This is a genomic window from Lentibacillus halodurans (assembly GCF_900112045.1).
Lineage (GTDB): Bacteria > Bacillota > Bacilli > Bacillales > Amphibacillaceae > Lentibacillus > Lentibacillus halodurans.
In genome coordinates this window covers 53,804-79,645 of the sequence record NZ_FOJW01000006.1, presented here as the reverse complement: position 1 = coordinate 79,645, position 25,842 = coordinate 53,804, and the positions used below count along the sequence as shown (strand labels likewise).

The 25,842-nt window shown below is 42.7% G+C and carries 27 protein-coding genes and 1 pseudogene; 17 read left to right on the top strand and 11 right to left on the bottom strand.

What is annotated here, in order from left to right:
* The first annotated feature begins 60 nt into the window (after positions 1-60).
* Together BM195_RS19135 and abc-f are read left to right on the top strand one after the other, a co-directional pair.
* Entirely contained in the window at positions 61-180 is a 120-nt protein-coding gene (locus tag BM195_RS19135; protein WP_425283902.1) for an RAxF-45 family protein, read from the top strand.
* Between the two features lie 137 nt (positions 181-317).
* Positions 318-1,946, top strand: coding sequence for a ribosomal protection-like ABC-F family protein (gene abc-f, locus BM195_RS08585; protein WP_090236599.1), 1,629 nt, complete (start codon positions 318-320; stop codon positions 1,944-1,946).
* A 54-nt stretch (positions 1,947-2,000) separates the two neighbouring features.
* On the opposite strand, the gene BM195_RS08580 is transcribed toward abc-f, so the two are convergent.
* Positions 2,001-2,609, bottom strand: a complete 609-nt coding sequence (locus BM195_RS08580; RefSeq protein WP_090236597.1) for a flavin reductase family protein — start codon at positions 2,607-2,609, stop codon at positions 2,001-2,003.
* A 107-nt stretch (positions 2,610-2,716) separates the two neighbouring features.
* On the opposite strand from BM195_RS08580, the gene BM195_RS08575 reads away from it, so the two are divergent.
* The 4 genes and pseudogenes from BM195_RS08575 (at position 2,717) to rsgA (ending at position 6,315) form a co-directional block, all read left to right on the top strand.
* The gene (locus BM195_RS08575) at positions 2,717-3,193 is read left to right on the top strand and encodes an ArsR/SmtB family transcription factor (RefSeq protein ID WP_090236594.1); all 477 of its coding nucleotides are present in this window, start codon (positions 2,717-2,719) and stop codon (positions 3,191-3,193) included.
* Positions 3,194-3,292: 99 nt separating this feature from the next.
* Positions 3,293-4,117 (top strand): aldo/keto reductase, encoded by an 825-nt coding sequence (locus BM195_RS08570; RefSeq protein ID WP_090236591.1) that lies wholly within the window; start codon positions 3,293-3,295, stop codon positions 4,115-4,117.
* 102 nt (positions 4,118-4,219) lie between these two features.
* On the top strand, positions 4,220-5,074 hold the full coding sequence (locus BM195_RS08565; RefSeq protein WP_090236588.1) for a GNAT family N-acetyltransferase: 855 nt from the start codon (positions 4,220-4,222) through the stop codon (positions 5,072-5,074).
* A 174-nt stretch (positions 5,075-5,248) separates the two neighbouring features.
* Positions 5,249-6,315, top strand: a pseudogene (gene rsgA, locus BM195_RS08560) (ribosome small subunit-dependent GTPase A).
* A gap of 164 nt (positions 6,316-6,479) precedes the next feature.
* On the opposite strand, the gene BM195_RS08555 reads toward rsgA, so the two are convergent.
* Positions 6,480-7,019 (bottom strand): HD domain-containing protein, encoded by a 540-nt coding sequence (locus BM195_RS08555; protein WP_090236586.1) that lies wholly within the window; start codon positions 7,017-7,019, stop codon positions 6,480-6,482.
* Between the two features lie 170 nt (positions 7,020-7,189).
* Here BM195_RS08555 and fni point away from each other — a divergent pair, with 170 nt between their 5' ends.
* The 8 genes from fni to BM195_RS08515 all read left to right on the top strand — a co-directional run bounded on the left by fni (position 7,190) and on the right by BM195_RS08515 (position 15,467).
* Positions 7,190-8,245: a type 2 isopentenyl-diphosphate Delta-isomerase gene (fni, locus tag BM195_RS08550; protein WP_090236584.1), complete on the top strand. Its 1,056-nt coding sequence runs from the start codon at positions 7,190-7,192 to the stop codon at positions 8,243-8,245.
* Positions 8,246-8,556: 311 nt separating this feature from the next.
* Complete coding sequence (locus tag BM195_RS08545; protein ID WP_090236581.1) at positions 8,557-9,417, top strand: MBL fold metallo-hydrolase; 861 nt, start codon at positions 8,557-8,559, stop codon at positions 9,415-9,417.
* A gap of 436 nt (positions 9,418-9,853) precedes the next feature.
* Positions 9,854-10,579: a DsbA family oxidoreductase gene (locus tag BM195_RS08540; RefSeq protein ID WP_090236579.1), complete on the top strand. Its 726-nt coding sequence runs from the start codon at positions 9,854-9,856 to the stop codon at positions 10,577-10,579.
* Positions 10,580-10,878: 299 nt separating this feature from the next.
* Positions 10,879-11,832: an ABC transporter permease gene (locus BM195_RS08535; protein ID WP_090236577.1), complete on the top strand. Its 954-nt coding sequence runs from the start codon at positions 10,879-10,881 to the stop codon at positions 11,830-11,832.
* Positions 11,822-12,772 (top strand): iron chelate uptake ABC transporter family permease subunit, encoded by a 951-nt coding sequence (locus tag BM195_RS08530; RefSeq protein WP_090236574.1) that lies wholly within the window; start codon positions 11,822-11,824, stop codon positions 12,770-12,772. Before BM195_RS08535 ends, BM195_RS08530 begins: the two co-directional genes overlap by 11 nt.
* Positions 12,766-13,524, top strand: coding sequence for an iron ABC transporter ATP-binding protein (locus BM195_RS08525; protein WP_090236572.1), 759 nt, complete (start codon positions 12,766-12,768; stop codon positions 13,522-13,524). Before BM195_RS08530 ends, BM195_RS08525 begins: the two co-directional genes overlap by 7 nt.
* A 27-nt stretch (positions 13,525-13,551) precedes the next feature.
* Positions 13,552-14,490, top strand: coding sequence for a siderophore ABC transporter substrate-binding protein (locus BM195_RS08520; RefSeq protein ID WP_090237070.1), 939 nt, complete (start codon positions 13,552-13,554; stop codon positions 14,488-14,490).
* Positions 14,491-14,705: 215 nt separating this feature from the next.
* Positions 14,706-15,467, top strand: a complete 762-nt coding sequence (locus tag BM195_RS08515) for a SurA N-terminal domain-containing protein (protein ID WP_090236569.1) — start codon at positions 14,706-14,708, stop codon at positions 15,465-15,467.
* Positions 15,468-15,652: 185 nt separating this feature from the next.
* Here BM195_RS08515 and hisC read toward each other — a convergent pair whose 3' ends face one another.
* From hisC to hisZ, 9 genes are all read right to left on the bottom strand, one after another.
* Entirely contained in the window at positions 15,653-16,738 is a 1,086-nt protein-coding gene (gene hisC / locus BM195_RS08510) for a histidinol-phosphate transaminase (RefSeq protein ID WP_090236566.1), read from the bottom strand.
* Positions 16,731-17,375: a bifunctional phosphoribosyl-AMP cyclohydrolase/phosphoribosyl-ATP diphosphatase HisIE gene (gene hisIE, locus BM195_RS08505; RefSeq protein ID WP_090236564.1), complete on the bottom strand. Its 645-nt coding sequence runs from the start codon at positions 17,373-17,375 to the stop codon at positions 16,731-16,733. The genes hisC and hisIE overlap by 8 nt, the downstream gene beginning before the upstream one ends.
* A gap of 5 nt (positions 17,376-17,380) precedes the next feature.
* Entirely contained in the window at positions 17,381-18,139 is a 759-nt protein-coding gene (gene hisF / locus BM195_RS08500) for an imidazole glycerol phosphate synthase subunit HisF (RefSeq protein ID WP_090236562.1), read from the bottom strand.
* Positions 18,140-18,850 carry a 1-(5-phosphoribosyl)-5-[(5-phosphoribosylamino)methylideneamino]imidazole-4-carboxamide isomerase gene (hisA, locus tag BM195_RS08495; RefSeq protein WP_090236559.1) on the bottom strand — a complete coding sequence of 237 codons (711 nt, stop codon included), beginning with the start codon at positions 18,848-18,850 and terminating at the stop codon, positions 18,140-18,142.
* Entirely contained in the window at positions 18,847-19,452 is a 606-nt protein-coding gene (gene hisH / locus BM195_RS08490) for an imidazole glycerol phosphate synthase subunit HisH (protein WP_090236556.1), read from the bottom strand. The genes hisA and hisH overlap by 4 nt, the downstream gene beginning before the upstream one ends.
* Before the next feature lie 134 nt (positions 19,453-19,586).
* Complete coding sequence (gene hisB, locus BM195_RS08485) at positions 19,587-20,171, bottom strand: imidazoleglycerol-phosphate dehydratase HisB (protein WP_090236554.1); 585 nt, start codon at positions 20,169-20,171, stop codon at positions 19,587-19,589.
* Complete coding sequence (gene hisD / locus BM195_RS08480) at positions 20,164-21,444, bottom strand: histidinol dehydrogenase (protein ID WP_090236551.1); 1,281 nt, start codon at positions 21,442-21,444, stop codon at positions 20,164-20,166. The genes hisB and hisD overlap by 8 nt, the downstream gene beginning before the upstream one ends.
* A gap of 5 nt (positions 21,445-21,449) precedes the next feature.
* Positions 21,450-22,076: an ATP phosphoribosyltransferase gene (hisG, locus tag BM195_RS08475; protein WP_090236548.1), complete on the bottom strand. Its 627-nt coding sequence runs from the start codon at positions 22,074-22,076 to the stop codon at positions 21,450-21,452.
* Entirely contained in the window at positions 22,077-23,318 is a 1,242-nt protein-coding gene (gene hisZ / locus BM195_RS08470; RefSeq protein WP_090236546.1) for an ATP phosphoribosyltransferase regulatory subunit, read from the bottom strand.
* A 319-nt stretch (positions 23,319-23,637) separates the two neighbouring features.
* Here hisZ and BM195_RS08465 point away from each other — a divergent pair, with 319 nt between their 5' ends.
* The 3 genes from BM195_RS08465 (at position 23,638) to murB (ending at position 25,802) form a co-directional block, all read left to right on the top strand.
* The gene (locus tag BM195_RS08465; RefSeq protein WP_090237067.1) at positions 23,638-24,018 is read left to right on the top strand and encodes a YbaN family protein; all 381 of its coding nucleotides are present in this window, start codon (positions 23,638-23,640) and stop codon (positions 24,016-24,018) included.
* An 18-nt stretch (positions 24,019-24,036) separates the two neighbouring features.
* Complete coding sequence (locus BM195_RS08460; protein WP_090236544.1) at positions 24,037-24,873, top strand: alpha/beta hydrolase; 837 nt, start codon at positions 24,037-24,039, stop codon at positions 24,871-24,873.
* A 65-nt stretch (positions 24,874-24,938) separates the two neighbouring features.
* Positions 24,939-25,802: a UDP-N-acetylmuramate dehydrogenase gene (gene murB / locus BM195_RS08455; protein WP_425283907.1), complete on the top strand. Its 864-nt coding sequence runs from the start codon at positions 24,939-24,941 to the stop codon at positions 25,800-25,802.
* Positions 25,803-25,842: the final 40 nt, after the last annotated feature.

Below are 25,842 nucleotides of genomic sequence, written 5' to 3'. Positions count from 1 at the left end.
GACTGCTGTTGACTTCCTGGCATTTTTTACATAAACTATTATTAAAAGGGGGTGGATCAGATGAATGTTACTGGTAGCGGCATATCTAAATTCAGAGAGTACCTTTGGATTTGTTATGCGCTTTTTTCCGATGTTTCTTTACAAGGGATACGTATGTCGGATACGTATGTCCTTTTTTAAGACAACTGAACGGAAAAAATACCAGTAAGAGACATCTGACCACAGACGGCATTTTTATATAAGGCGGTGGAGGCTGTATCTCTGCCGTCTTTTTTGTTGACCGCAGCAGTGTCTCTTCTGACGGAAGGAAGAGAATCATGATTGTATGCAGTATCCGACATGTGACACAGACTATTGGTGCGAACACGGTATTTAGCGGCATAACGACTGAGTTTAAGCAAGGCGAACGGATTGGATTAATCGGCAGGAATGGAGAAGGAAAGACAACATTACTGGATTTGATTGCCCGAAAAACAGAGCCAGTTGAAGGCGTTCTGACGTGGAAAAAAGGTTTAACGGTGGGAGTGCTCGAACAGACGCCGGAAATCGCTGGCGAAAAGACAGTAGAAGCAATTCTCTATGAGGTCTTTGCGTCGATCGAAACACTGAAAGTAAAAATGTCCGAACTGGAACATGCCATGTCGAAGGAGACTGATCCCAATAAACTGACGCGACTTATGGCTAAATATGGTACACTGCAGGAACAATTTCAGCAGGACGGCGGGTATGAGATTGATTCGCAAATCAGACGCGTCATGAGCGGTTTACAGATTGACGATTTGGCGAAAAAGGAATGGCAGCTGCTCAGTGGCGGTGAACGGACGAAGGTTGGACTGGCGCAGTTGTTACTGACATCCCCTGATCTATTGTTGCTGGATGAACCTACTAATCATTTGGATTTAATGGCGATTGAATGGCTCACTGAATTTATTAAACAATACCATGGAACAGTTGTCATTGTTTCACATGACCGCTACTTTTTGGATGAAACCGTAACATCCATTTTGGAGATGGATCAGGGAGAGCTGATTAAATATGACACAAGCTACACAGGTTATGTGAAAGAACGGGAAGAGCGTTTATTGCGTGAATTTCAGCAATATGAAGACCAGCAAAAGAAGATCAAAAAAATGAAAGAAACGATCAAGCGGCTGAAAGAGTGGGCAAACCAGGCCAACCCGCCCAATGCGGGTCTCCATCGTCGGGCCAAAAGCATGGAGAAAGCTTTGGCCCGAATAGAAATAAAGAAAAAGCCTTTTTTAGAGCAGAAAAAAATCGGGCTGGATTTTCAAATAAACAAACGCAGTGGCAAGGATGTTGTGATCATGGAATCAGTTAGCAAGTCATTTGGTGATTTGCCTTTGTTTTCAGCTATTGATATGCATGTCCGGTTTCAGGAGCGGGTTGCTATTGTTGGAGAAAACGGCAGCGGCAAATCGACGCTTTTGAACATGTTATTAGGCTTGGAGCCAACAGATAAAGGTGAGCTTAAATTGGGCAGTAACGTATCAATCGGTTATTTATCTCAGCATATGGCTGAAATGGATGGCGAGCGATCCATATTGGATGAATTTCGTGATCATGTACATGTGACAGAAGGCGATGCCCGGTCGATTTTGGCAAAGTTTCTTTTCTATGGGAAAATGGTCTTTCAAAAGGTAAGGAATTTAAGTGGCGGAGAGAAGATGCGGCTTCGGCTGGCACAGCTCGTTCACCAGAATCACAACCTGCTCATGTTGGATGAACCGACAAACCATTTAGACATTGAGTCAAAGGAAGTACTGGAAGATGCGCTGGAACAATTTGGCGGGACGATTATCGCCGTTTCTCATGACCGCTACTTCCTTGATAAACTTTTTCCGGTTACGTATTGGCTTGGTGACGGAAACCTGACGAAATATGAGGGGCATTATACGATTGCTCGTGAAAAACGACACGGTTCATGAAGAAAACACACGATGAGGATTGCCCATCGTGTGTTTTCTCATAAGATTAAATGATCAGGTTTCAGCTCTGAATGTTTTTCCTAATTCCTTGTCGGCGCTATAATAATGCCGAAAATTATAGATTAGTGGATGCCATTTGCCTGGATCAATATGATGATCGCCCTTGATAATGGATTCATGTGCATGAAACTGTTTCATTTCTGTTTCGACAATGGCAAATAGAGAAGAATAGTCCGGTATGCGAATATGGCGTACTTCAGTCTCAATCTGGATTGGACATTCTTTGATTCTGTTTGGTTTGACGTTGGTCGAATATTCCGGGGTCAGGCCACTGATGTCATATTTGTTTTTGCAATATGAAAACCCCATGATTTCCTTTTCTTTTGGTACAGGGTTTTTCGCGGTATAGGCAGCGAGTTTCTCGACATTTTTCCATAATGAGTGTTCCGGTATATTAATGACACATTCTGGATGTTGCTGCAGATTTTCCACGGCTTTACCTTTCATACTCATGCCTAAAATAATGTACTGTCCAAGCCCCCAGGAAGAGGAGAGCGGACTAATATTTACAGTGTGATCCGCGTTAAGTGTGGTGAGTAAAATAACTGGTGTTCCATAATACAAAATGTTTGGTTTAATTGCTCGTGTGGATTGTGTTGTCATGATTTACTGCCCCTTTCTTTATGATAATTCAATTGTAAATCATAAAAAGTTCGATTATCATTGAAATATGGAATGCATAACGATTTGTTCAGTAGGAGTCTTATATAATGAAGCCAAATGCAAATGTTGCAAAGGTTGCGACACTGGTAAGCGAATCGTCCAGAGCGACTATCCTGACTATTTTATTGGATGGACGGTTTCATCCAGCCAGTGATTTAGCATACATGGCTGGGATTACACCACAAACAGCAAGCTATCATTTATCGAAAATGACGCATGCCAATGTTGTTGATGATTCATTAATTCAACAAGGACTCATTTATGAAAAGGAAAAAGGATACCAGGTAACGAATAAAGGGGAGAACTTTTTCCAAGGTTTGCAGATTGATTTAGACCGTTTGAGAAAAAAACGGCGCATGTTCTGTGGCAAGTGTTTGGACTGGAGTGAACGACGCCACCATATTTCAAGGGCATTGGGAAATGCGCTGTTGAAAAAATTTCTGGAATACAATTGGATTCAGCATGCACCGCAATCACGTGCACTGAAAGTCACTGCTGCAGGAACGGAAGGGTTTAAACACTAATTTTCAATAGAAATATCTGACGATTGATCAAATAATTTTTGTAAAATATATCCTCTGTGATAAACTAAACTGCATCATGTCTAGAAAGGAAGCGGTTATATGAACAATGTAACATTAAACAATGGCCTTGAGATGCCACAGCTCGGATTTGGTGTCTGGCAGGTACCGGATGAAGAAGCGACGCCGGCGGTAGCAAAGGCGCTTGAAGTTGGGTACCGTTCGATCGATTCAGCAAAAGTGTATGAAAACGAAAATGGTGTCGGTAAAGCGATCGCGGATAGTGGTATAAACCGGGAAGATCTATTCATTACGACAAAAGTTTGGAACAGTGATCAGGGTTATGACAATACATTAAAAGCTTTTGATGCAAGTCTTGACCGATTAGGACTTGATTATGTTGATTTATATTTAATCCATTGGCCGACACCGGAGTTTGATGACTATGTGGAGACATATAAAGCGATGGAAAAGCTGTATCATGATGGTCGCGTTAAGGCGATTGGTGTTTGCAACTTTAACATCGAACATTTGCAGCGTCTATTGGATGAATGTGATGTTGTACCGGTTCTGAATCAGGTGGAATGCCATCCGTATCTCCAGCAAAATGAGTTGAAGGAATTTTGCAGTAAACATAACATCTATGTAGAGGCATGGAGTCCGTTAATGAACGGCAAAGAGGTTTTACAAAATGATGTGATACAGGAAATGGCTGAAAAACACGGCAAAACACCTGCTCAAGTCATCATCCGCTGGCACCTGCAATCAGATGCCATTGTGATTCCCAAATCTGTTACACCATCACGAATCGAAGAAAACTTCAATGTATTTGATTTTGAATTGAGCCAAGACGATATGCGCAAAATTGCTGAATTGGATCGTGGTCTGCGAAACGGTCCGGAGCCAAATGAAATGAATAAGCGATAAGCGTTACACCGGGCGTAGAGTAAACTGCGTCCGGTTTTTTAAAGGATTTTCTGAGATGGTGTCGAATAAGTATGTTGTCATGACATATTGAAGGAGAAACTTATGTATACCATCATAAACGGAAAAGAGATTCCAGTGAAAGCGGCAGCCAATTTTATAGCAATGTTAAATCGACAGAAAAAGTACCATATTGGTTTTTGCGGAACCGATCCTGAAGAGGTTATGGACGCTCTAAATGAAGACATAACCAATATCACAGCTGCAGCAGAAAAGGATCGACTGGTTGGATTAATTGGGATGGATGCGGAAGACGATCGTGCAGAAATCTGGGGTCCTTTTGTTGATCCAGGATATGATTCGGAAGTAGCTTTTGCAATATGGGAAAGAATTTTAAAGGATATTCCATCGACTGTTAAACATTTTAGCTTATTTCCCAATGTCGATAATGACCTTGTTAAAAGCTTCGCTGAAAGACTACATTTTAAACAGAAGGCAGATCAGGTTATCCTCACGATTTCTAAAGATCGATGGGGTGACTTGCCAAATGCTGATTTGAACGAATTGAGCCGGGCAGAAATAGCTGTATTTAAAAACCTGCATGATCGTGTGTTTCCCGGGACATATTATAGTGGTCAGGAAATCATTAAGCGGATAAGTCACCGGCAAAGAGTGTTCGTGGTGCATGATAACGGCCGTTTGGCGGGTTATGCTTATCTGGAAGCTGATCCGAATTATGGTGAGGGTTCAATCGAATTTATTGCAGTGGACGAGCCATTTCGCAGCAGGGGATATGGAAAACAACTTTTGGCGGCTGCAGTAAAATGGCTTTTCTCGTTTAAATCTATCAATGATATACAGTTGTGTGTATCTGCCGATAATCAAGGTGCACTCGGGTTATATCAGTCGGTCGGGTTTTCCGCAGAGCATGAAATTGCACTTTTTACGAAAAAGTTATAACATTCTTTGCTGTTTTAGTAAAATAACAATATTCTGGTTCATCCATTTTGAAAGGAGTGGTGTTTTATGATCGTATTTAATCAAATTGCAGAAAATCAGAACACACGCAACAAAATGGAGGAACAGTCCGTGTAATGTACGACTTTCCTCCAATTTTAAGGGAGGAAGTCTATTTTGACTCAGTTAGAAAAGATTGGATGGAATGATTCCATTCGGGATGTTGAAACGGAACGTGTTGCCCGTGTGATGATAGTTCAAAAAAATAGGTATCAAATATCAGACGGTGATACGGATTATCATGGTCATCTGAGCGGCAAATTTTTGAATGAAGCGGCAACCCCAATTGACTTCCCGGCAGTGGGAGATTGGGTAAAGGTGCATCGAAACTGATAGATGAGGAAAAGGCGGTCATCGATCGGGTTTTGCCCAGAAAAAGCCAGTTTGTCAGACAAGCAGCCGGAACACGTACCGAGGCGCAGCTGATTGCTGCTAATATTGACACTGTTTTCATTGTCAATTCACTCAATCATGATTTGAACTTGCGCCGTATTGAGCGCTATGTTTTATCCACCTATGAAAGTGGCGCTTCGCCTGTCATTATTTTGACGAAAAAGGATGAATGTACAACCGAGGAAGTTGATGCTGCCATTTTACAGGTGGAAGCGGCAGCGATCAATGTTCCGATTATTGCCATCAGTAATATAACGCGGGATGGTATTGATGAATTAATGGCATATCTGCCGCATGGCCATACTGCTGCCCTGCTCGGTTCATCAGGCGTCGGTAAATCGACGTTAATTAATACGCTGCTGGATAAGGAAATGCAGGGTACAAAAGATGTCCGTGAGGCAGACAGTAAAGGACGTCATACAACTACTTACCGGGAAATGTTCAGGCTGCCAAATGGTGCGCTGCTGATTGATACACCCGGTATGCGTGAACTGCAGTTGTGGGAGGGCGAATCAGCCATTGACACTACCTTTCAGGATGTCGAATCATTTGCAGCAGCCTGCAAGTTTAATGATTGCCGACATAATACGGAACCAGGCTGCCGGGTTCGAGAGGCGCTGACAAACGGCGAATTATCCGAAGACCGATTTCAAAGCTATCTCAAGCTGCAGCGTGAACTTGCGTATGAAAAAAGGAAGCGGGATAAGAAAGCACAAATGGAAGAGAAAAATAAATGGAAAAAAATCTCAAAACATCAGCGTGATCATCATCATTTTCGGAAAATGCGGTAAACCGGGGGCGCCTTCCTTTTCTGACAGGAAGGCGCTCCTTATTATATCTTTTCTGGAGGGGGAACATCGATAGAAGAGCGGAGGAACCGGCAGAAAGAGTGAAAAATAACAAAAAAGCTCAAACATAAAATCGAGAACACAATATTAAATTGAAAAAGGAAACGTCACCCAAACATTCGCTCCACTGCATCGCTGAATTCCTGAAAATAACTGGGAACTTCATCTTCCTCAAGCCCAACACCCATATTTTCAGCGATCGATTCATTGTACCACTTCTGTAATTCACAGCCTGCATTAAAGTTGTCCCACAGTGCATCACCCTGGCGTTTATATTCCTTTTCCATCGACAAGAGGTTGTCCAATTTATCAGCAACAATCAGATATTTCACTTCTTTTGCCGCATATTTGACGGTATCAATGGTATGCTGTTTACGTTCCTGCCATGTTTTTGATTTATCCTCCGTATGGGCAGATACCAGTCCTGCAACTCGGATTCCAAATGCCTCTTCAATATCCTCTATTTCGTATGGCGTGTCTTCCACGACATCATGCAAATAGCCTGCACAGATAATTTCGTCGCTGAATCCGGCCTCTTCCAGCTGTTCTGCCACACGGATCGGATGGGTAATATAAGGATCATTAGAGCTTTTGCGTGTTTGACCTTCATGGGCTTTTGCTGCGAAATGTTTGGCAGCTTGTTTCATAGCACTACACCCCCAATAGATTAGAATCAGTATAGCAATAGCACAATCGGTATTCAATTGCCATAGCAGTGATGGCTTTTAATTTGATTGATAATCGATTATTGGTATGATAAAGGTAATAGTTGCGATGGAAAAAAGGTTCAAATTATATAGGGTTAGGATGAATGAACATGGACGAAGGTATTAACAGGCGCAAAACAGAGCATATACGACTTTGTTTAGATGATAATGTGGAAGGTGTCAACAAGTCAACAGGGCTTGAAGGAATTTCATTCATACATAATGCATTGCCTGAGATCAATTTTGCCGATATAAAGACAGATACTCGTTTTCTGGACAAGCCGATTAAAGCGCCATTCCTTGTCAGTTCAATGACTGGCGGATCGGAACTTGCGGCGAAAATCAATCAGAATCTCGCTAAAGCTGCTGAAGAAAAAAGATGGGCTGTAGCTTTGGGCTCCACAAGGGCTCTTTTGGAAAGCGATGCGCATCAGGAGTCGTTTTTAATCCGAAAGCATGCGCCGACGGTCCCCCTGATTGCTAACATAGGAGCGGTACAGCTGAATTATGGTTATGGAGCAGAGGAATGTCAGCAGATTGTCGATATGACCGGTGCCGACTCGATTGTATTGCATTTTAATCCCCTTCAGGAAGCTGTACAGGATGAAGGCGATTTGAATTTCGAAAATCTGCTGCCGAAAATCGAAAAGGTCTGTTCAGCATTAAACGTTCCCGTCGGTGCCAAAGAAGTCGGTTTTGGAATCGATGGGACCGTCGCCAGGAAATTATATGATGCCGGCATTTCCTATATTGATGTAGCAGGTGCCGGCGGGACATCATGGAGCCAGGTAGAAAAACTCCGTTCCAATGATCCTTTGAAAAAAGCGGCAGCGGAAGCATTCAATAACTGGGGAATCCCGACGAAGGACTGCATTGTTTCTGTCCGGAGTGCACTGGATGATGTACCGATTGTTTCCAGCGGCGGCATGAAAACTGGTATGGATGCAGCAAAGGCATTGACAATCGGCGCGGATGTCATCGGTTTTGCCAGGAAACTGCTGGAGGCCGCAACCGAATCGGATGCAGCGGTTATAGAAACAATGGAGCAAATTGAGCTTGAATTGAAAATGACCATGTTCGGGATTGGCGCCCGAACACTAGATGATTTGAAAAATACTAAACGTGTATCCATAATGGGAAAGTCATTACTTGAATACGAATCGTAAAAAGTTGTTCACCTTAAGTGGTGGACAGCTTTTTGTTGTTTTAACAGGAGACAGCGTAAAAATGTGATCAATATAGTCAATTGATGATGGTTGAAGAAAACGAATCTATTCCCAATTGAACAGACAAAAAAGTGGACGCAAAGATCATACTTTGACTTGGAAATACCAGACTTTACTAAAAAAACAGCAAATTTCACAATTTGCCTGAAAATCAAGCGAATCGACGGCCATATGACATATTGAACTTCCCAAAAATCCTGATTATAATCCCAAAACCTCCAAATACTAATACGAAAAAGGAGGTTTTCCATATGGACGAAGAAAGGCATGAAGCACGAGACAATAAGTTTATACCGATGACATCCATTACAAGTGGTTCAGGGAGGGAAGTTATCAATGATGTCTTTTATTATACCGATCAGATTGTGAATTACGTTTTTCTTGGTTATCCGGACAGGGGAGAGTGGGTGCTGGTTGACGCGGGACTGCCTGGAGCAGCTGATGACATCCGCTCAGCTGCGGCAGATCGTTTTGGTGAGCATAGCAAACCGTCTGCCATCATTCTGACGCATGGACACTTTGATCATGTCGGCGGATTGATCGAGCTTGTGGAAGAATGGGGTGTTCCAGTATATGCTCATGAACTGGAGATGCCATATCTGACCGGTGAAAAAAGGTATCCGGAACCGGACACGGGCGTTGAAGGCGGATTATTGGCCAAAATATCTGGTATTTATCCGAATGACCCCATTAATTTAGGTAACGCAGTGAAGCCATTGCCTGATGATCATACAATTCCTGGACTGGATGACTGGGAGTGGATCCATACCCCCGGACATTCACCAGGGCATGTAGCTTTTTATCGGAAAAATGATTCCCTGCTGCTTTCCGGAGACGCTGTTATTACGGTGCGGCAGGATTCCTTCTATAATGTTCTCATGCAAAACGATGAAGTAAACGGACCGCCAAGGTATTTAACGACCGATTGGGAAGCTGCCAGGAAATCAGTGGAGAAACTGGCAGCATTAAATCCTGATATGGTCATACCTGGTCATGGAACTGCTATGCAAGGAGAAGATTTAACAAAGGGCTTAAAAAAACTTGTTCAAACGTTTGATCAAACGGCTAAACCCGACTATGGCCGTTATGTTGATGAGCAGGATAAGCATTAACCCATTAAAATAGCAGCGAGGCTGGACATAACTAAAGCAAGAGAGCCAATCGTCCGTTTTAGCGGAGGAGATATACGTAGACTGCATCGGGAGGAAAGGCCTATGTGAGCTCCCGCAGTGCGAATGCACGCGGAGGCCCACCAGCCACTCGCGGAAAGCGACGAGTAAAACATCCACTGAGTAACTGCGAGTTGCGAGGAATGCTGCTTCTCCGAAATCTCATTCAACACGACGAGCACCTGGTATATTTCTGCAGCGGGGTATACCTTGCTTTGTTTGTTCGGTTTTTGTTTTATAAACGTTCTTTTGCCCTAGCCTCCTTTCAGCAGACTTCCGAATGTTCACCTCTTCAAAGTCGATCTCTTACATGAAGCATAACATTTATGATTCATATTGGCTGTGTGCTACAATAGCAGTCAGAAATGAGGTGTTTTTGATGAAAATAGATGTATGGTCAGATTTTGTATGTCCGTTTTGTTATATAGGTAAACGCAGATTGGAATTGGCCTTGGACGAATTTTCAAATCGTGATGATGTGGAAGTAGAATATAAAAGCTATGAACTGGATCCAGATGCAGAAATGAATCCGGGCAAAAATATCCATGAATTGCTGGCGGGTAAATATGGCATGAGTGTTGAGAAAGCCATAGATTCGAATGAAGATCTTGGACGGCAGGCGGCAGAGCTGGGTTTAACATATAATTTTGATGCAATGCAGCATACGAATACGTTTGACGCTCATCGTACAGCGAAGTATGCTTCCGAAATAGGCAAAGGAAAAGAAATGACGGAGCGTCTGATGCATGCTTATTTTACTGAATCAGAACTTATCAGTGATCATACAACATTGATCAGGCTTGCCAATGAAGTTGGGCTGGATGAGGATGAAGTAACAGCCTTATTAAAGGTCGATGATTATGCCATTCATGTTCGCGCTGACGAAGAGCAGGCAAGACAACTGGGTGTGCAGGGCGTACCGTTCTTTGTTTTTAATGACAAATATGCGGTATCTGGGGCTCAGCCACAGGAAGTTTTCACTGAAGTGCTGGAAAAAGTATGGGAAGAAGAAAATGAAAAACCTGAACTGCAATCATTGACCCCTAAAAAATCCAAAACTACTTACTGTACTGACGAAGGCTGTGAAGTAGTAGAGGATGATTAAAGAAACGAAAAAAACCTTTGAAAAGTCATAAGACTTTTCAAAGGTTTTTTTCTTGAATGAATTTCATCATTTAAATCACTTGTATCCCAAGGGATCCAAAACATTAACATGTTGCAGGTCTGTATTTTCAAAAGGACAATGATGAAATTGATTCTTTTCACAGTTTTTTTCAAAATGATATTGCAGTTATTCCATAATCTGTTATAATGATTTATAACTTCTAATTGATAATGATTTTCATTATTAATTAGAAGTTATAAAAAATAGTAATTATTCTAATGTGTATTCGAGGGTTTTTTATGAAGATTTGGCATCTGGTACTGGCAGTGATCATTTTATCATTTACTTCCATTTTTATAGGTGTATCAGATATTGCGCCATGGGAGGTTTTCAGTTTATCTGAAGAACAGCTGGAAATCTTGATGATCAGCCGTTTGCCAAGGCTTGCAAGCATTTTGATTGCCGGGATGAGCATGAGTATATGCGGCCTTATTATGCAGCAGTTAAGTAAGAATAAATTCGTATCACCGACCACCTCGGGTACATTGGATTCAGCCAGATTGGGTATTTTGGTAGCCTTGATGGTGTTCACCTCTGCCAGTCCGCTGCAGAAGATGCTCATTTCATTTTTGTTTGCACTGCTGGGTACGTTTATCTTTATGAAAATTCTCGAGAAAATAAAATTCAAGGAAGCTATTTTCATTCCATTGGTCGGGCTGATGTTTGGAAATATCATCAGTTCTGTTGCGATATTCCTTGCGTACAGAAATGATATGATCCAGAACATGTCCTCCTGGATGCAAGGGGATTTTTCAATGATTATGAACGGCAATTATGAGCTCATGTATGTCAGTCTCCCGATCCTGATTATTGCGTATTTGTTTGCAAACAAATTCACCATAGCTGGGATGGGTGAGGACTTTGCCAAAAACCTGGGATTGAACTACCAGCAGGTCGTCAATATCGGATTGATTATTGTTGCATTGGTCACGGCATCCGTCGTGCTGTCGGTCGGGGTTATCCCGTTTCTTGGGCTGGTTATTCCAAATATCGTCACCATTTATCAGGGTGATCATTTAAAGAAGAGCCTGCTACATACAGCGTTGCTTGGGGCGAACTTCGTCTTGGTTTGCGATATTATCGGGCGGGTTATCATTTATCCGTATGAAATCCCGATCAGCCTGACGGTCGGGGTTATCGGGAGTGGCATTTTCATTTATTTGCTGCTGAGGAGAAAGAAATATGGGCTATAAGAAAAAGATAATCACCCTTGCCGTTATCGCAGCAGTCACCTCCCTCATTTACATTTTATACGATCTGACCGGCAACATCGGCTATATCTTGTCGCGGAGAATTACCGAGGTTTTTGCCATTCTATTAACCGGATCGGCCATTGCGTTTGCCACAACGATATTTATGACGATTACAAATAATCGGATTTTAACTCCGAATATTTTAGGGCTGGATTCGCTCTATCTGCTCTTGCAAACGTTTATTATCTTTGTGTTTGGCTCCCAATCACTGGTGATGATGAGCAGCGGCATCAATTATTTTATGTCAATCGGGATCATGGTGTTATTTTCACTGATGCTTTACCGGTTTTTATTCAAAGGAGAGCATAACAACATTTATTTTCTACTACTGATTGGCATGATTCTGGGGACATTCTTTGGCAGTTTTACCGATTTCATGCAAGTGCTGATTGATCCGAATGAATTTATGGTGGCCCAGGATCGGATGTTTGCGAGCATCAACAATGTGAATGACAATCTTGTCTATTTATCGCTGGGCTTAATGGTACTGGTTACCCTTTACTTTATCCAGTTTTACAAATATCTTGATGTGCTGGCACTTGGTAAAGATCAGGCGATTAACCTGGGGGTTCCCTATGATTATGTCGTGAAGCGGCTTTTAATCATTGTTGCCATCCTGATTTCAATTGCCACAGCATTGGTCGGTCCGATCACATTTCTTGGATTATTGGTCGTTAATGTCGCTTATGAGTTTTTAAAAACATACAGGCATTTTTACTTAATCATTGGTTCGATGCTGATCAGTATAATAGCACTCCTCGGCGGACAGTTTATTGTGGAGGAAGTGTTCACGTTCCAGACAACGGTCAGTGTGATCATCAACTTTATCGGTGGCATTTACTTTATATATCTTTTGTTAAAGGAGAATCAATCATGGTAAATCTGAAAGGTGTCTTTAAAAAGTATCATCAGAAGAATGTTATTCATGATGTCTCTGTTTCGGTAGAAAAAGGTACGATTACATCATTTATTGGTCCGAATGGTGCCGGAAAAAGCACGCTCATTTCCATGGTAAGCAGGCTGATCGCCAAGGATTACGGTGATATCACGATTGACGGCAAGGATATTACCAAGCAAAAGAATAATGAATTGGCAAAAAAGATCTCCATTTTGAAACAGTCCAATAACATCAATCTCCGTCTGACCATCCGTGAGCTGGTTTCGTTTGGCCGTTTTCCTTATTCACAGGGAAGGCTGAATGAGGAAGACTGGGTTAAAGTGGATGAGGCGATTGATTATATGGAACTGCGCGAACTTCAGGATCAATATTTGGATCAACTGAGCGGCGGCCAGCGTCAGCGTGCACATATCGCTATGGTCATTGCACAGGATACGGAATATATTTTGCTTGATGAGCCGTTGAATAACCTTGATATGCGGCATTCTGTGCAAATTATGAAAACATTGAGAAGACTGGTGAACGAACTTGGGAAGACCATATTAATCGTCATTCATGATATCAACTTCGCGTCATGCTACTCCGATCATATCGTCGCATTGAAAGACGGCGAGGTTGTCAAACAAGGGCCGACATGTGATGTGATTGACGAATGTGTACTCAAAGATATTTATGATATGGACATTGATATTCAATACGTTAATAATCAACGAATTTGTGTTTACTTTGCATAAAAAATAAGCATAAGGAGGATGATGGAAGTGCGGAAGATATTACTTTTTTCTATTTTAGGTATGTTAATGATCTTTGCTGCAGCGTGCGGGGAGGAATCTGATGCCAGCGGGGCTGACTCTGGTGAACAAGAGACGGTAACGGTTTCACACGAACTGGGGGAAACGGATGTCCCCAAAAACCCTGAAAATGTTGTTGTCTTTGATTTTGGAACACTGGATACACTTGATCAACTCGGCATTGAGGTAACAGGGATTCCAAAGGGCAATATCCCATCTTATCTTGGAAAATATGAAAGTGAAGACTATGAAAATGTCGGCAGTTTAAAAGAACCGGATTTTGATAAACTTGCACAAATCGATCCGGATCTCATTATTATTTCCGGTCGGCAGGCTTCTTTATATGATCAATTAGAGGAAATTGCGCCAACGATTCACCTTGGTGTTGATACGACACGGTATATGGAATCGTTCAAGGAAAACCTCACAACAATCGGATCTATTTTTGATAAACAGGACGAAATTGACCAGGAACTGCAGGAGATTGAACAGTCGATAGCTGATCTGAACGAAAAAGCATCATCCAGCAATACCAATGCATTAATCGTTTTGGCCAATGATGATAAAATCAGTGCATATGGTCCGAGCTCCAGGTTTGGCCTCATCCATGATGTGTTTGGGGTTCCGGCAGTTGATGAGGGGATTGAAGCTTCCACACACGGGATGAACGTTTCATTTGAATACGTTGTTGAACAGGATCCGGAAATGCTTTACGTCATTGATCGAGGCGCTGTTGTCGGAGGGGAGTCATCCGCAAAACAGGTCGTTGAAAATGAATTGGTTGAGAAAACAAAAGCATACCAGAATGATAATATTGTCTATTTGAATCCGGATTATTGGTATCTTTCCGGTGGAGGATTAGTCTCTGTACAGGAAATGTTAAACGAAATTTCGGGTAGCCTGGATTAATTTCAAAGTAAGGGATTGGCGCTTAGGTCAATCCCTTATTATACGGCAGAAATAAGTAAATTTCCCGGCAAAATTGTAAACGAAATGTTATAACCGCCATCAATGACGGTATGATGGGAGATAACTCAAAATAAGCATATATAATAAAACTTGCTAGATCCCCATAAAATATGTTTGAATGAAATAACAATGAAAGGAAATGAGGGAATCCATCCATGAAGAAGTTTATCATGTTAATGTTGGCGTTGAGTTTAGCCGTTGTACTGGCAGCTTGCAACGGTGATGATGCTGAAGATAATGAAGGAAATAATTCGGAGGAAGAAAATCAGGATGAACAAGCTTCTGGACAGCAGGAAATGCCTGAGCCGGATCTGGAAGGAATACCTGATGTTGTGGCTGAAGTAAATGGTGAAGAAATCACAAAAGAAGAATTTGAAAGCACCTACGAGGGACAGTTTCAGCAAATGGCGATGCAGTCACAAATGACCGGACAGGAGCTTGATCAGGACCAATTAAAACAACAGCTTGCAGAGGGCATGGTTGGTACCGAGCTCATCACACAGGAAGCAGACAAGCGTGATTATAGCGCTTCAGATGAAGACGTTGATGAAACATTGAGTGAATTAGCAGAACAAAATGGACTTGAGTCCAAAGATGAGTTCATGACGGCTTTGCAGGATCAGGGTATGGGTGAAGATGAAATTATTTCACAGGTTAAAACACAAGTGAAAATCGATAAACTGATCGCTGAGGAATCGGGTGATACCGAACCGTCTGAGGAAGAGCTGAAGGAAACTTATGATCAGTTTAAAGCTCAACAGGAGCAAATGAGCGAAGATGGTGAGCAAGAGGTCCCTTCATTTGAAGAAATGAAACCTGAACTTGAAACACAGGTCAAAAATCAAAAAGAAACGGAAGCAACCCAAACGATTATCGAACAGCTTCGTGAAAATGCAGACGTCACCATCAATTTATAAAGCCCATTAAAAAACCAGGTTCCGTTTCGGAGCCTGGTTTTTTGGTGACGTACTTTAAAAGGCAGATTCTGGGGGTAATAAATCAACATAATTGGCCATGTGTAGCTGAAACAGCAAAAGCAGCGAGCATGAATAAAGATATTTCCTTTTTAAGGTTCAACCTGCAAGGGATTCTTACACTTGTTCTAGCCCTGATCAATTAAAACAGCAGATGTTGGGACAATATGATCAATTGCTCTTAAAAAGTGTGCCATCTGTTCATCTGTACCAATGGTTATACGGAGGTAGTTGTTGATATCCGTTTTCTGGAAATGCCTGACCAGGATTCCCAACTGTTTTAAGGCTTGATATAATGGTTCAGCCTTTTCTTTATAATGACTGATAAAAATAAAATTAGCCTGGGAAGGAAGAACGTGAAATCCGCGCTTTTTCAACTTAGGGATTATCCATTCCCTTGTACCGATAATTTTCGCCGTTGTCTCTCGCAAATAGTCTTCGTCTTTAATGGCTGCTGTGGCGCCTGCAATGGCCAGTCGATCGATCGTATAGGAGTTGATTGAATCTTTAATCCGCATAAGCGCTTCAATTAAGCCAGGATCGCCGATGGCAAAACCGACCCGCAAACCGGCCAGTGATCTGGATTTGGACATGGTCTGCACAATCAAAAGATTGGGATAACGTTTAACCATAGATGCGGCTGAGACGGGTGCGAAATCTATATAAGCTTCATCAATGATGAGCACACGCTCCGGATTGTTGAGCGCGATTTCTTCAATGGCTTCCATATTTAAATATAACCCTGTCAGTGCGTTGGGGTTGGCCATGATAACACCGCCTTCAGCTCCGAAGAATTGCTCTGGCGAAATGGTGAAATCACGGTTTAACGGCACTTCTTCATAAGGTATATTAAAAAGTTTGGCGTAAACCGGATAAAAACTATACGTAATCGCCGGGAAGCGTATTTTGCCATGCTGTTCGAAAAAAGCCATAAACGAAAATGCGAGCACTTCATCAGATCCGTTACCAATGAAAATATGGTCCTTATCAAGGTCATAATAATGGCCGATTTCATGGCGGAGTTCTTCAGCATTGGACTGCGGATATAAATGTAATTTTCGGGTCAGTTCGGATTGAATCGCCTCAGTAACCTGGGATGATGGGCCATAAGGATTTTCATTTGTATTCAGTTTGATAATATCCGGATCATCCAGCTGTTCCCCGGGTACATAGGGTTCTGTGCGTTTAACGGTTTCGCTCCAAAATTTATTCATCAACGGCACCTGTCTTTTTTGTATGACGTTTTGCCAGTTCTTGTTTGATATCCGTAATAGAGACGTCCATCAATTCCATCAGAACGAGTGTATGATAGGTCAAATCGGCTATTTCCCACACCATTTCGTCATGATCGTTATTTTTGGCCCCGATGATCACTTCACTTGTTTCCTCTCCGATCTTTTTAAGCATTTTATCGATGCCTTCCTGGAACAAATAGGTGGTATAGGATCCTTCTTTAGCCTCGCTACGGCCTTGTTTGATAATCGCGGCCAGTTCGTTTAATTCAACGTGTTCAGGTGCGTCAGTGTCTTTTAAAGTATGATAGAAACATGACTTGTTTCCAGTATGGCACGCTGGACCGAGCGGCCTAACCTTTACCAAGAGAGCATCTTCGTCACAGTCGTAATGGATTTCTTTGACCATTTGCCGATTGCCTGACGCTTCTCCTTTATGCCAGAGTTGCTGTCGTTTTCGGCTGAAAAACCATGTTTCACCGGTTTCGAGCGTCTTGTTTAGTGCCTCCTTGTTCATATAAGCAAGTGTCAGTACTTCCTTTGTATGAGCATCCTGGATAATGGCCGGAATCAAGTCTTGTTGGTCAAAGGTGAGTTGTTTTCGCAGTTCATCATACATCAGTTTTACCTCCTGACGGTAATTCCATTTTGGTTAAGGTAGTCTTTCAGTTCAGGTATTTGTATCTTGTTATAGTGAAAGACTGAAGCTGCCAGCGCGGCATCAGCATCTGCCTTTGTCAGCACTTCAGCAATATGGCTGTCTGATCCGGCACCGCCGCTTGCAACTACAGGGACGTTGACATTGCCGGCAATTGCCTTGGTCAGCTCCAGATGATAGCCGTTCTTATCACCATCCGTATCGATCGCGTTAACAACGATTTCACCTGCACCGAGATGCTCACCCTGTTTGGCCCACTCAATGGCGTCCAAACTGGTATCTTCGCGACCGCCTTTAATAAAGACGTGCCACTTCTGTGGTCCGGTCTGTTTGGCATCAATCGATAATACGATACATTGGCTGCCGAATTTTATAGCTGATTCGCTGATTAATGCAGGATTCTGAACGGCAGCACTATTGATGGAAACTTTGTCTGCACCAGCCCTTAGTATCTGATGGATATCCCGGATGCTACGGATACCACCGCCAACCGTGAATGGGATATCTATTTCCGCCGCTGTTTTCTCCACGATATCCAGGAATATCGGCCGATTTTCATGTGAAGCTGTAATATCATAAAACACCAGTTCATCCGCACCTTCTTCATTGTACCGTTTGGCGAGCTCGACCGGATCAGCAACATCACGAATGTTCCGGAACTTATGGCCCTTGACGACCCGCCCCTTATCAACATCCATACATGGGATAATTCGTTTTGCCAGCATTCAGTATTCCCCCCGTAATGTTTGAAACGATATGGTGCCATCATACAGAGCTTTACCAATAATGGCGCCATAAAGATTCATATTTCTGAGCCGACGGACATCCTCTTTGGAAGATACACCGCCAGAAGCGATCACCTTGATGGAGGTGAGCTGATTGACTATTTCAAGTTCCTGAAAATTTGGTCCTTTGAGCATGCCATCTTTTAAAATATCGGTATAAATGATGGTCGATACGCCAATTGTTTCGAGTTCTTTTACAAGGTCTGCCGCTTTCACATCACTCGTTGCTGTCCAGCCGTCAACAGCAGCGTAACCGTTTCGTGCATCAATTGATACTGCAACTTGATCACCGTACGTATTGATCGCTTGCTTCAAAAAAGCTTTGTCATTGATGGCGGCAGTTCCAATGATGACACGCGCAGCCCCGGCCGCTAAGTATGTGCTGATTCTCTCCATCGAGCGTATGCCACCGCCAACCTGAACAGGAATATTAGTGGAAGAAGTGATGTCACGGATTGTCTCCATATTGACTGAGATACCATCTTTTGCTCCATCCAGATCAACGATATGCAAAAACGCAGCACGGCATTTCTCCCACTGCTGAGCTACAGCAGCAGGGGAATCATTGTATATTTTTTCGTTGTTGTAGTCCCCTTGTATCAGGCGGACACATTTACCATCCCTGATGTCTATGGCAGGAAAAAGGATCATGATAGCATCGCTCCAAAATTTTGCAGTAGTTGTATTCCGACAGCACCGCTTTTTTCAGGATGAAATTGCATGCCCATCAGATTATCTTTCCGGACAATTGCCGGAACCGTTCCAGCATATTGGGTGCTGCTGATCAGATCATCCGGAATATAGGAACTGACAGCATAAGAATGAACGAAATACACGTATGCGTTATCCGCAATATTGTTCAGCAGACTGTCTTCGTTGTGATGGGTCAGGGTGTTCCAGCCCATATGCGGCACTTTGACCGAATGATCAATCCGGCTGACTTCACCACGCAGCAATTCGAGGCCATCAGATTCGCCGTCTTCATAACTTTTATCGTACAAAAGCTGCATACCGAGGCAGATACCCAGCAGTGGCTTCCCTTTCGATGTTTCTTGACGAAGCACTTCTGGCAGGTCGAATTCGGTTAAGGTATTCATAGCATCACGAAACGCACCAACGCCAGGAAGGATCATGCCCGTGCTCTGTCTGATAATGTCCGGGTCTGTGGTCAACTGAGCATCCAGGCCAATTTTTGTTAAAGCAAACTGCAGGCTTTTGATGTTACCTGCACCGTAGTCGATTATAGCAATCATGTGATGCCTCCTTTTCTGAAATGTAAGCAGTATAAATGTCATGATAAAGCTTCAATTAAAATGGCTAACGTACCGATTTCTCCCGCTTCGGCTTTTAATGCTCCGGAATAAAAGAGGCCGAGTCCGCACTACTCTTATAGTGATCCCTTTGTCGATGGGATTCCGTCGATTCTATCGTTCAGAGAGGCAGCATGACCGAGAGCGCGTCCGAATCCTTTAAAAATCGATTCGATGATGTGGTGGCTGTTGGATCCATAAGCCAGATTAATATGCAATGTAACACCGGCATGATTGATAAAGCCACGGAAAAATTCCGCAGCAAGCTCTGTATCAAATGTCCCGACTTTATCTTTCAGTCCATCGACATGATAGACGAGATACGGCCGTCCGCTGATATCCACTGAAATAAATGAAAGCGCCTCATCCATCGGTGTTGTCACGGACGCATAACGGGTTATTCCGGATTTATCACCAAGTGCTTCCTTGAATGCCTGCCCGAGAACGATCCCTGTATCCTCTACTGAATGATGCTGATCAACCTCAAGATCGCCGTCACAGCTGAGCGTCAGATCAATTAGCCCGTATTTGGTCATCACTGTCAGCATGTGATCGAAAAAACCAATGCCTGTATCAACTTGTGCGTTCCCTTGGCCATCCAGACTGAAATTTGCTGTAATGGCTGTTTCGGTAGTCTTCCGGTTTATCGTAGCTTTACGCATCGTCTTCATCCTTTCTGATTTGAATTGAATTGGCGTGTGCCGTGAGTCCTTCTGCATTGGCAAGTGATATAATATCCTCGGAAACATGATTCAGGGCATCATTCGGATAATGAATGACACTGGATTTTTTGACAAAATCATATACTCCCAGCGGTGACGAAAAAGTTGCTGTCCCGCCGGTCGGCAATGTATGATTCGGTCCGGCCAGATAATCACCAAGCGGCTCTGGCGAATAATTCCCAAGAAATATCGCTCCTGCGTTTGTGATGTTCGGCAAATTTTCAAATGGATCCCGAATCATCAGCTGCAAATGCTCCGGAGCAATCGTGTTGGCAGTATCGAATGCCTCAGGGAGTGTATCAGCCAATATGATGCGGCCGTTTTGCTCCAATGATTGGCGGGCAATCGTTTTTCGTTCAAGCTGATCGATTTGATTGGAAATGTCGTTCTGAACGGTTTCAGCGATATGCCGGCTCGTTGTGATGAGCAAGGGACGTGCCTGTTCATCGTGTTCTGCCTGGGATAATAGATCTGCCGCTACAAAATAGGGTTCTGCCGTTTCGTCGGCAATGATACAAATTTCGCTGGGACCCGCAATCATATCAATGGCGACATCACCATATACCCACTTTTTGGCACGGGCAACATAAGCATTACCGGGGCCGACAATTTTGAAGACCCTGCTGATCGTTTCGGTGCCATAAGCGAGTGCAGCAATTGCCTGGGCACCACCGACTTTATAAACCTTATCAACGCCAGCTTCCTTTGCAGCAGCCAATACATACGGACTGATTTTCCCATCGGGCTGCGGTGGAGTTGTTAAAACAATCTCTTTCACACCCGCCAATTGTGCAGGGATGACATTCATCATCACTGAAGAAGGATAGGAAGCTTTCCCGCCAGGAATGTAGACACCGACTCGTTCAATCGGCGTAACTTTCTGACCGAGTGTGATACCACCCATTTGATTGATGAACCAGGATTGTTCCTTCTGCCCGGCATGAAAGGCGGTAATGTTTTGACGGGCTTTTTGGAGTGCAGCGTTAAACTGGCTGCCGACCGCTTTTTCTGCCTCCAGAAATTCATTTTCTGAAACAGCAATTTGATTAAGTCTGATCCCGTCAAACTTCTCGGTAAAGTGAACCAGTGCGCTGTCACCTTCTTTTTTAACGCCGGATATAATGTTTAGGACTGATTCATCCAGGCTCCTGCTATCAGTTTGCTCCGTATTTTGTTTTTCCTGTAAAAATTGCTGGACTGTCAATCGCTTCATTTTTGTCACTCCAAACCGGTTTGTAAGGTATGAATAAGTGCATGAACACGCTCGGACTTCGTGGTGAAACTTGCTTTATTGACGATCAACCTTGTGCTGATGGAGTCCAATTCTTCGAGGATGGACAGTCCGTTTTCTCGTATGGTGTTCCCTGACTCCACGATGTCTACAATCACATCAGCCAGACCAATGATTGGCGCAAGTTCAACTGATCCATTCAACTTTATGGTATCAATCGGGATTCCTTTCTGATTGAAATGATTTTTTGCAACGGTCGGATATTTGGAAGCAACCTTCAGCACCTTCTTTTTGGTCAATGGATCACCATTAAACCCCGCTACAGCAAATTTGCATTGCCCTAGTTTGAGGTCAAGTATTTCATAAACGTCTGCCCGGGCTTCCATAATGTTATCTTTGCCGACGATGCCCAGATCCGCTGCTCCTTTTTCCACATAAGTAGGCACATCAACCGCTTTTACAAAGATCAATTTGACCTTGTTTACTGAATCATGGAAGACAAGTTTTCTCGAATCATTGCTGACATCGGCAAAATAAATCCCTGTTTTTGCCAATAGATTGATAGATTCCTTAGCTGTCCGGCCTTTTGCCAGTGCTAACGTAATAAATTCCATTCAATTGTCCCTCATTTCCGTTTTCAGCAGATTTTCCAGTTCATCGATGTCCTGAAATTCCATTTGCTGTTGCTGATGGAAGAGCAGTGAACGTTCCTTTTCAAAATGAACGGTGAATATACTTGGAATACTATTGTTTCTGCTATCTTCAAAATTCAGTGTCATCACCTGATACCCTGCGTCCCGAAGTCTGTTTGCGGCTGATAGGGCACTGTTAATTTGGCTTTGTTCGTAATACATGACCAGTTCAGCAAGTGTATCCGTTTGTGTCAGATGGCCGGCTGCAATTCCGGCATCCAGCAAATAATCAATCACACAGCCAAAACCAATCGCTGGCAATGACTGTCCGAATTGCGTTGCAAGGTCATTGTATCTTCCGCCCATCAATACAGGTTTGCTGTAACTGGCTACATACCCTTGAAAAATAACGCCTGAATAGTAGTTCATATGATTGATTAGCCCGAGATCAAAAACAATCGCATTTTCCACGCCATAGGCTGTCAGAACTTTATAAACTTGCTTCAAATATTCGATTGTTTGCTGCATTTTTTCGTTCAAAGCGATTGAAGCAGCATTTTCGATGACATCCTGTGGACTGCCATATAACATTGGCAGCGATTTGACCGCCTTGACAACAGGCTTTTCCACAGAAAGATTTTGGAGAAAAGGTTCAATCTCCGTCAGGTTTTTCGACTTGATCAGTTTTTGCAGTTGTTCCGATTCCTCGCCTGATAGGGGCAATTCATCGATCAGCTCCTTGAAAAAACCTGCATGACTGACTTCGATCTTAAATTGGCTGAACTTCAAATCTTTCAATATATGAACCGCCATGGCGATCATTTCTGCATCATTTTCTGGTGTATCTTCACCAAAACACTCGACGCCAGCCTGGGTAAATTCTTTATGATGATTTTCATCACCGGGCTGTCGGAAAACCTCCTGCACATAAAAAAGTCTGCGGCAGCTTTCTTCTTCGGATACCATCTTCCGTGTAATCGGGATCGTCACATCGGGGCGCAGCACGATTACATCACCTGAAGGATCGATGGTTTTGATCATATCCTGTTTATGAACTGTCCCGATGATGGAGGAGTACAAGTCATAATCCTGGAATGTGCTTGTTTTTGTTTCCTGGTATCCATAGGTGTAAAAGCGATTTTTGATAGTTGCAGTCAGACTGTTTTGCAGCTGGAAATCGAATTGGCTCAGGTCATTTCCGATAACGTGAAAAAACGGTTGCATGTCAAAACCCCATTCACTAAAACACTTTATTACTTTATTGCTTTATCTAATTAAAGTTAATTAATATTCTAATAAGACATGAATGAAAAGTCAACAATAGATGAGAAAATTTAACCCGCAAATAAATGTCCGGATCAGCTCATTTGACAAATAGCGGAGTAGGACCACTTTGATGATTAGAGATTCTATCTTTAATTTTTTGAACAAACGGCGAAAATGTCATATAAATTCCATAAACCATAAGGCATAATTCGCTGTTAGGTGATATAATAAATCATGATAGCATTTTTTAATGAAACCTTCACAGCTGGTGTTGACGATGCAACAGATTAAAAAGATTTTATTAATTTTAGCAGGGTCCATCTCATTAGGGGTGGGTATATTGGGAATCATTCTGCCGCTTCTGCCTACAACACCTCTATTATTGCTGGCAGCGGCCTGCTATGTCAGAAGTTCGGAAAAATTATACCACTGGCTGATTACGAATAAATATTTTGGTTCTTATATTCAAAATTACCGGGATGGGAAGGGAATACCGTTAAAGGCTAAAGTGATGGGTGTATCCGTATTATGTCTGGCCATGAGTTATACCATTCTTTTTATCGTTCCTTTTCCGGTTGTAAAAATACTGCTGGCTGCGGTCGGCGCTTATTTTACATGGTTTATTCTGAAACAAAAAACATTGCCAAAAGAACAATAGAGTCAGTGGGGTAGATTTATGCAAAAGAAACATATTATCAGTACAATGCTGTTATGTATGTTCACAATCGCTATTATTAATTGGTTTTATACGCCGGAAAGGATAAAATCAGAAAAAAACATTAAAAATCCGACCGTATTTGTTCATGGTTATAAAGGAACACACCACTCGTTTGGGAATATGCTGGACCGGTTCGAGAATATATATGGATGGGGTCAGACAGCCTTAATTTATAAGGTTTCGCCGGCAGGTAAATTGAATGTCTATCAATTGAATAATGGACATTTTACGGAGACGATGTTTGTTCAGGTTATATTTGAAAATAATCGTGCAAGCGTTCGGGATACATCCGGGTGGCTGGCAAACTTACTGGCACATATGAAGAAAACATATCAAATCAATACAGTTAATTTAGTAGGCCATTCTATGGGTGGACTGGTATCCATGAATTATATTGAAAATCACCAGGATTATACGGTCTACCCAAGCGTCAATAAATTGGTGGCAATTGGCAGTCCATTTGACGGTATATATAGTGAGCCCTATTTCCAGATTCACCATGACCCCGCAGCGGAGAACCTGAAGCCTTCGTCACTTGCACTGAAGACGCTCCGCCTGAATAAAGATGCTGTACCGGAACAATTGGATGTTTTAAGCATCGGCAGTACAGGGGATTCTGTTGCAATGCCGGAAAGCGTCGAGATGATACGAAAGATTGTAGATGAAACACAATTAACCTATAAAATGATAGACGACGGTACACTCGGACATAGTGAGTTACATGAAGATGCCCGGGTTGATAAAATGATTTATTCCTTTCTTCAGTGGAAAGCAGAAAGAACAGCAAAGGATTGATGTATGTGGTACAAGATCACCATACGTATGAACAACTGATAGACATAACACCTTCTGAGAATGTAATGGTTGATGAATATTTGCAAAATCATACGTATACACGTTTGGGTGGAAAAGCAGATTTTTATGTGACACCGGAAACGTATGAACAAGTGCAGGCTATCGTTGAGCTTTCAATAAGAGAACATATTCCATTTACCTTACTCGGCAATGGGTCCAATCTGATCGTGAAAGATGGCGGTATCCGTGGCATTGTGTTGAACCTGGGGCGTTTGGCGAGCATTCACCGGGAGGGTATGCAAATTGTAGCACAAAGCGGCGCACGGATTATTGATGCATCCCAATATGCCTTGTCTCATTCATTAACAGGACTTGAATTTGCATGTGGGATTCCCGGCTCAGTTGGCGGGGCGCTGTTCATGAATGCCGGTGCATATGGCGGTGAGATTAAGGATGTTCTGGAAAGTGCGGTTGTCGTTGATGCGGAAGGTAATCTGCTTAAATTATCCGCTGATGATCTTGATCTGGAATATCGCTCCAGTAATATTCCGGAAAAAGGATATATTGTACTGGAAGCAACGTTTTCGATGGAAGATGGCAAATATGAGGATATTAAAGCAGTGATGGACGACTTGACGTTCAAACGTGAATCCAAGCAGCCGCTTGAATACCCGTCATGCGGAAGTGTATTCAAACGTCCGCCTGGCTACTTTGCCGGAAAACTGATTCAGGATAGTAAATTGCAGGGGAAACAAATTGGCGGCGCACAGGTATCTTTAAAGCATGCCGGTTTTATTATTAATCTGGATGGTGCATCAGCGACGGAGTACATTCATTTGATTCATTTTGTCCAGGATACTGTCAAGGAAAAATTCGGGGTCACCCTCGAACGCGAAGTGAAAATTATTGGGGAAGATCCAATAAAATAAAAAGAAAGTTTTCATTAAAAAGCTGACCACCACTTATACG

What these genes read in the sequence shown, in the direction of transcription:
- BM195_RS19135 (WP_425283902.1), top strand. Translation starts at nt 61, where the DNA reads ATGAATGTTACTGGTAGCGGCATATCTAAATTCAGAGAGTACCTTTGG.
- abc-f (WP_090236599.1), top strand. Translation starts at nt 318, where the DNA reads ATGATTGTATGCAGTATCCGACATGTGACACAGACTATTGGTGCGAAC.
- BM195_RS08580 (WP_090236597.1), bottom strand. Translation starts at nt 2,609, where the DNA reads ATGACAACACAATCCACACGAGCAATTAAACCAAACATTTTGTATTAT.
- BM195_RS08575 (WP_090236594.1), top strand. Translation starts at nt 2,717, where the DNA reads ATGAAGCCAAATGCAAATGTTGCAAAGGTTGCGACACTGGTAAGCGAA.
- BM195_RS08570 (WP_090236591.1), top strand. Translation starts at nt 3,293, where the DNA reads ATGAACAATGTAACATTAAACAATGGCCTTGAGATGCCACAGCTCGGA.
- BM195_RS08565 (WP_090236588.1), top strand. Translation starts at nt 4,220, where the DNA reads ATGTATACCATCATAAACGGAAAAGAGATTCCAGTGAAAGCGGCAGCC.
- BM195_RS08555 (WP_090236586.1), bottom strand. Translation starts at nt 7,019, where the DNA reads ATGAAACAAGCTGCCAAACATTTCGCAGCAAAAGCCCATGAAGGTCAA.
- fni (WP_090236584.1), top strand. Translation starts at nt 7,190, where the DNA reads ATGGACGAAGGTATTAACAGGCGCAAAACAGAGCATATACGACTTTGT.
- BM195_RS08545 (WP_090236581.1), top strand. Translation starts at nt 8,557, where the DNA reads ATGGACGAAGAAAGGCATGAAGCACGAGACAATAAGTTTATACCGATG.
- BM195_RS08540 (WP_090236579.1), top strand. Translation starts at nt 9,854, where the DNA reads ATGAAAATAGATGTATGGTCAGATTTTGTATGTCCGTTTTGTTATATA.
- BM195_RS08535 (WP_090236577.1), top strand. Translation starts at nt 10,879, where the DNA reads ATGAAGATTTGGCATCTGGTACTGGCAGTGATCATTTTATCATTTACT.
- BM195_RS08530 (WP_090236574.1), top strand. Translation starts at nt 11,822, where the DNA reads ATGGGCTATAAGAAAAAGATAATCACCCTTGCCGTTATCGCAGCAGTC.
- BM195_RS08525 (WP_090236572.1), top strand. Translation starts at nt 12,766, where the DNA reads ATGGTAAATCTGAAAGGTGTCTTTAAAAAGTATCATCAGAAGAATGTT.
- BM195_RS08515 (WP_090236569.1), top strand. Translation starts at nt 14,706, where the DNA reads ATGAAGAAGTTTATCATGTTAATGTTGGCGTTGAGTTTAGCCGTTGTA.
- hisC (WP_090236566.1), bottom strand. Translation starts at nt 16,738, where the DNA reads ATGAATAAATTTTGGAGCGAAACCGTTAAACGCACAGAACCCTATGTA.
- hisIE (WP_090236564.1), bottom strand. Translation starts at nt 17,375, where the DNA reads ATGTATGATGAACTGCGAAAACAACTCACCTTTGACCAACAAGACTTG.
- hisF (WP_090236562.1), bottom strand. Translation starts at nt 18,139, where the DNA reads ATGCTGGCAAAACGAATTATCCCATGTATGGATGTTGATAAGGGGCGG.
- hisA (WP_090236559.1), bottom strand. Translation starts at nt 18,850, where the DNA reads ATGATCCTTTTTCCTGCCATAGACATCAGGGATGGTAAATGTGTCCGC.
- hisH (WP_090236556.1), bottom strand. Translation starts at nt 19,452, where the DNA reads ATGATTGCTATAATCGACTACGGTGCAGGTAACATCAAAAGCCTGCAG.
- hisB (WP_090236554.1), bottom strand. Translation starts at nt 20,171, where the DNA reads ATGCGTAAAGCTACGATAAACCGGAAGACTACCGAAACAGCCATTACA.
- hisD (WP_090236551.1), bottom strand. Translation starts at nt 21,444, where the DNA reads ATGAAGCGATTGACAGTCCAGCAATTTTTACAGGAAAAACAAAATACG.
- hisG (WP_090236548.1), bottom strand. Translation starts at nt 22,076, where the DNA reads ATGGAATTTATTACGTTAGCACTGGCAAAAGGCCGGACAGCTAAGGAA.
- hisZ (WP_090236546.1), bottom strand. Translation starts at nt 23,318, where the DNA reads ATGCAACCGTTTTTTCACGTTATCGGAAATGACCTGAGCCAATTCGAT.
- BM195_RS08465 (WP_090237067.1), top strand. Translation starts at nt 23,638, where the DNA reads ATGCAACAGATTAAAAAGATTTTATTAATTTTAGCAGGGTCCATCTCA.
- BM195_RS08460 (WP_090236544.1), top strand. Translation starts at nt 24,037, where the DNA reads ATGCAAAAGAAACATATTATCAGTACAATGCTGTTATGTATGTTCACA.
- murB (WP_425283907.1), top strand. Translation starts at nt 24,939, where the DNA reads ATGGTTGATGAATATTTGCAAAATCATACGTATACACGTTTGGGTGGA.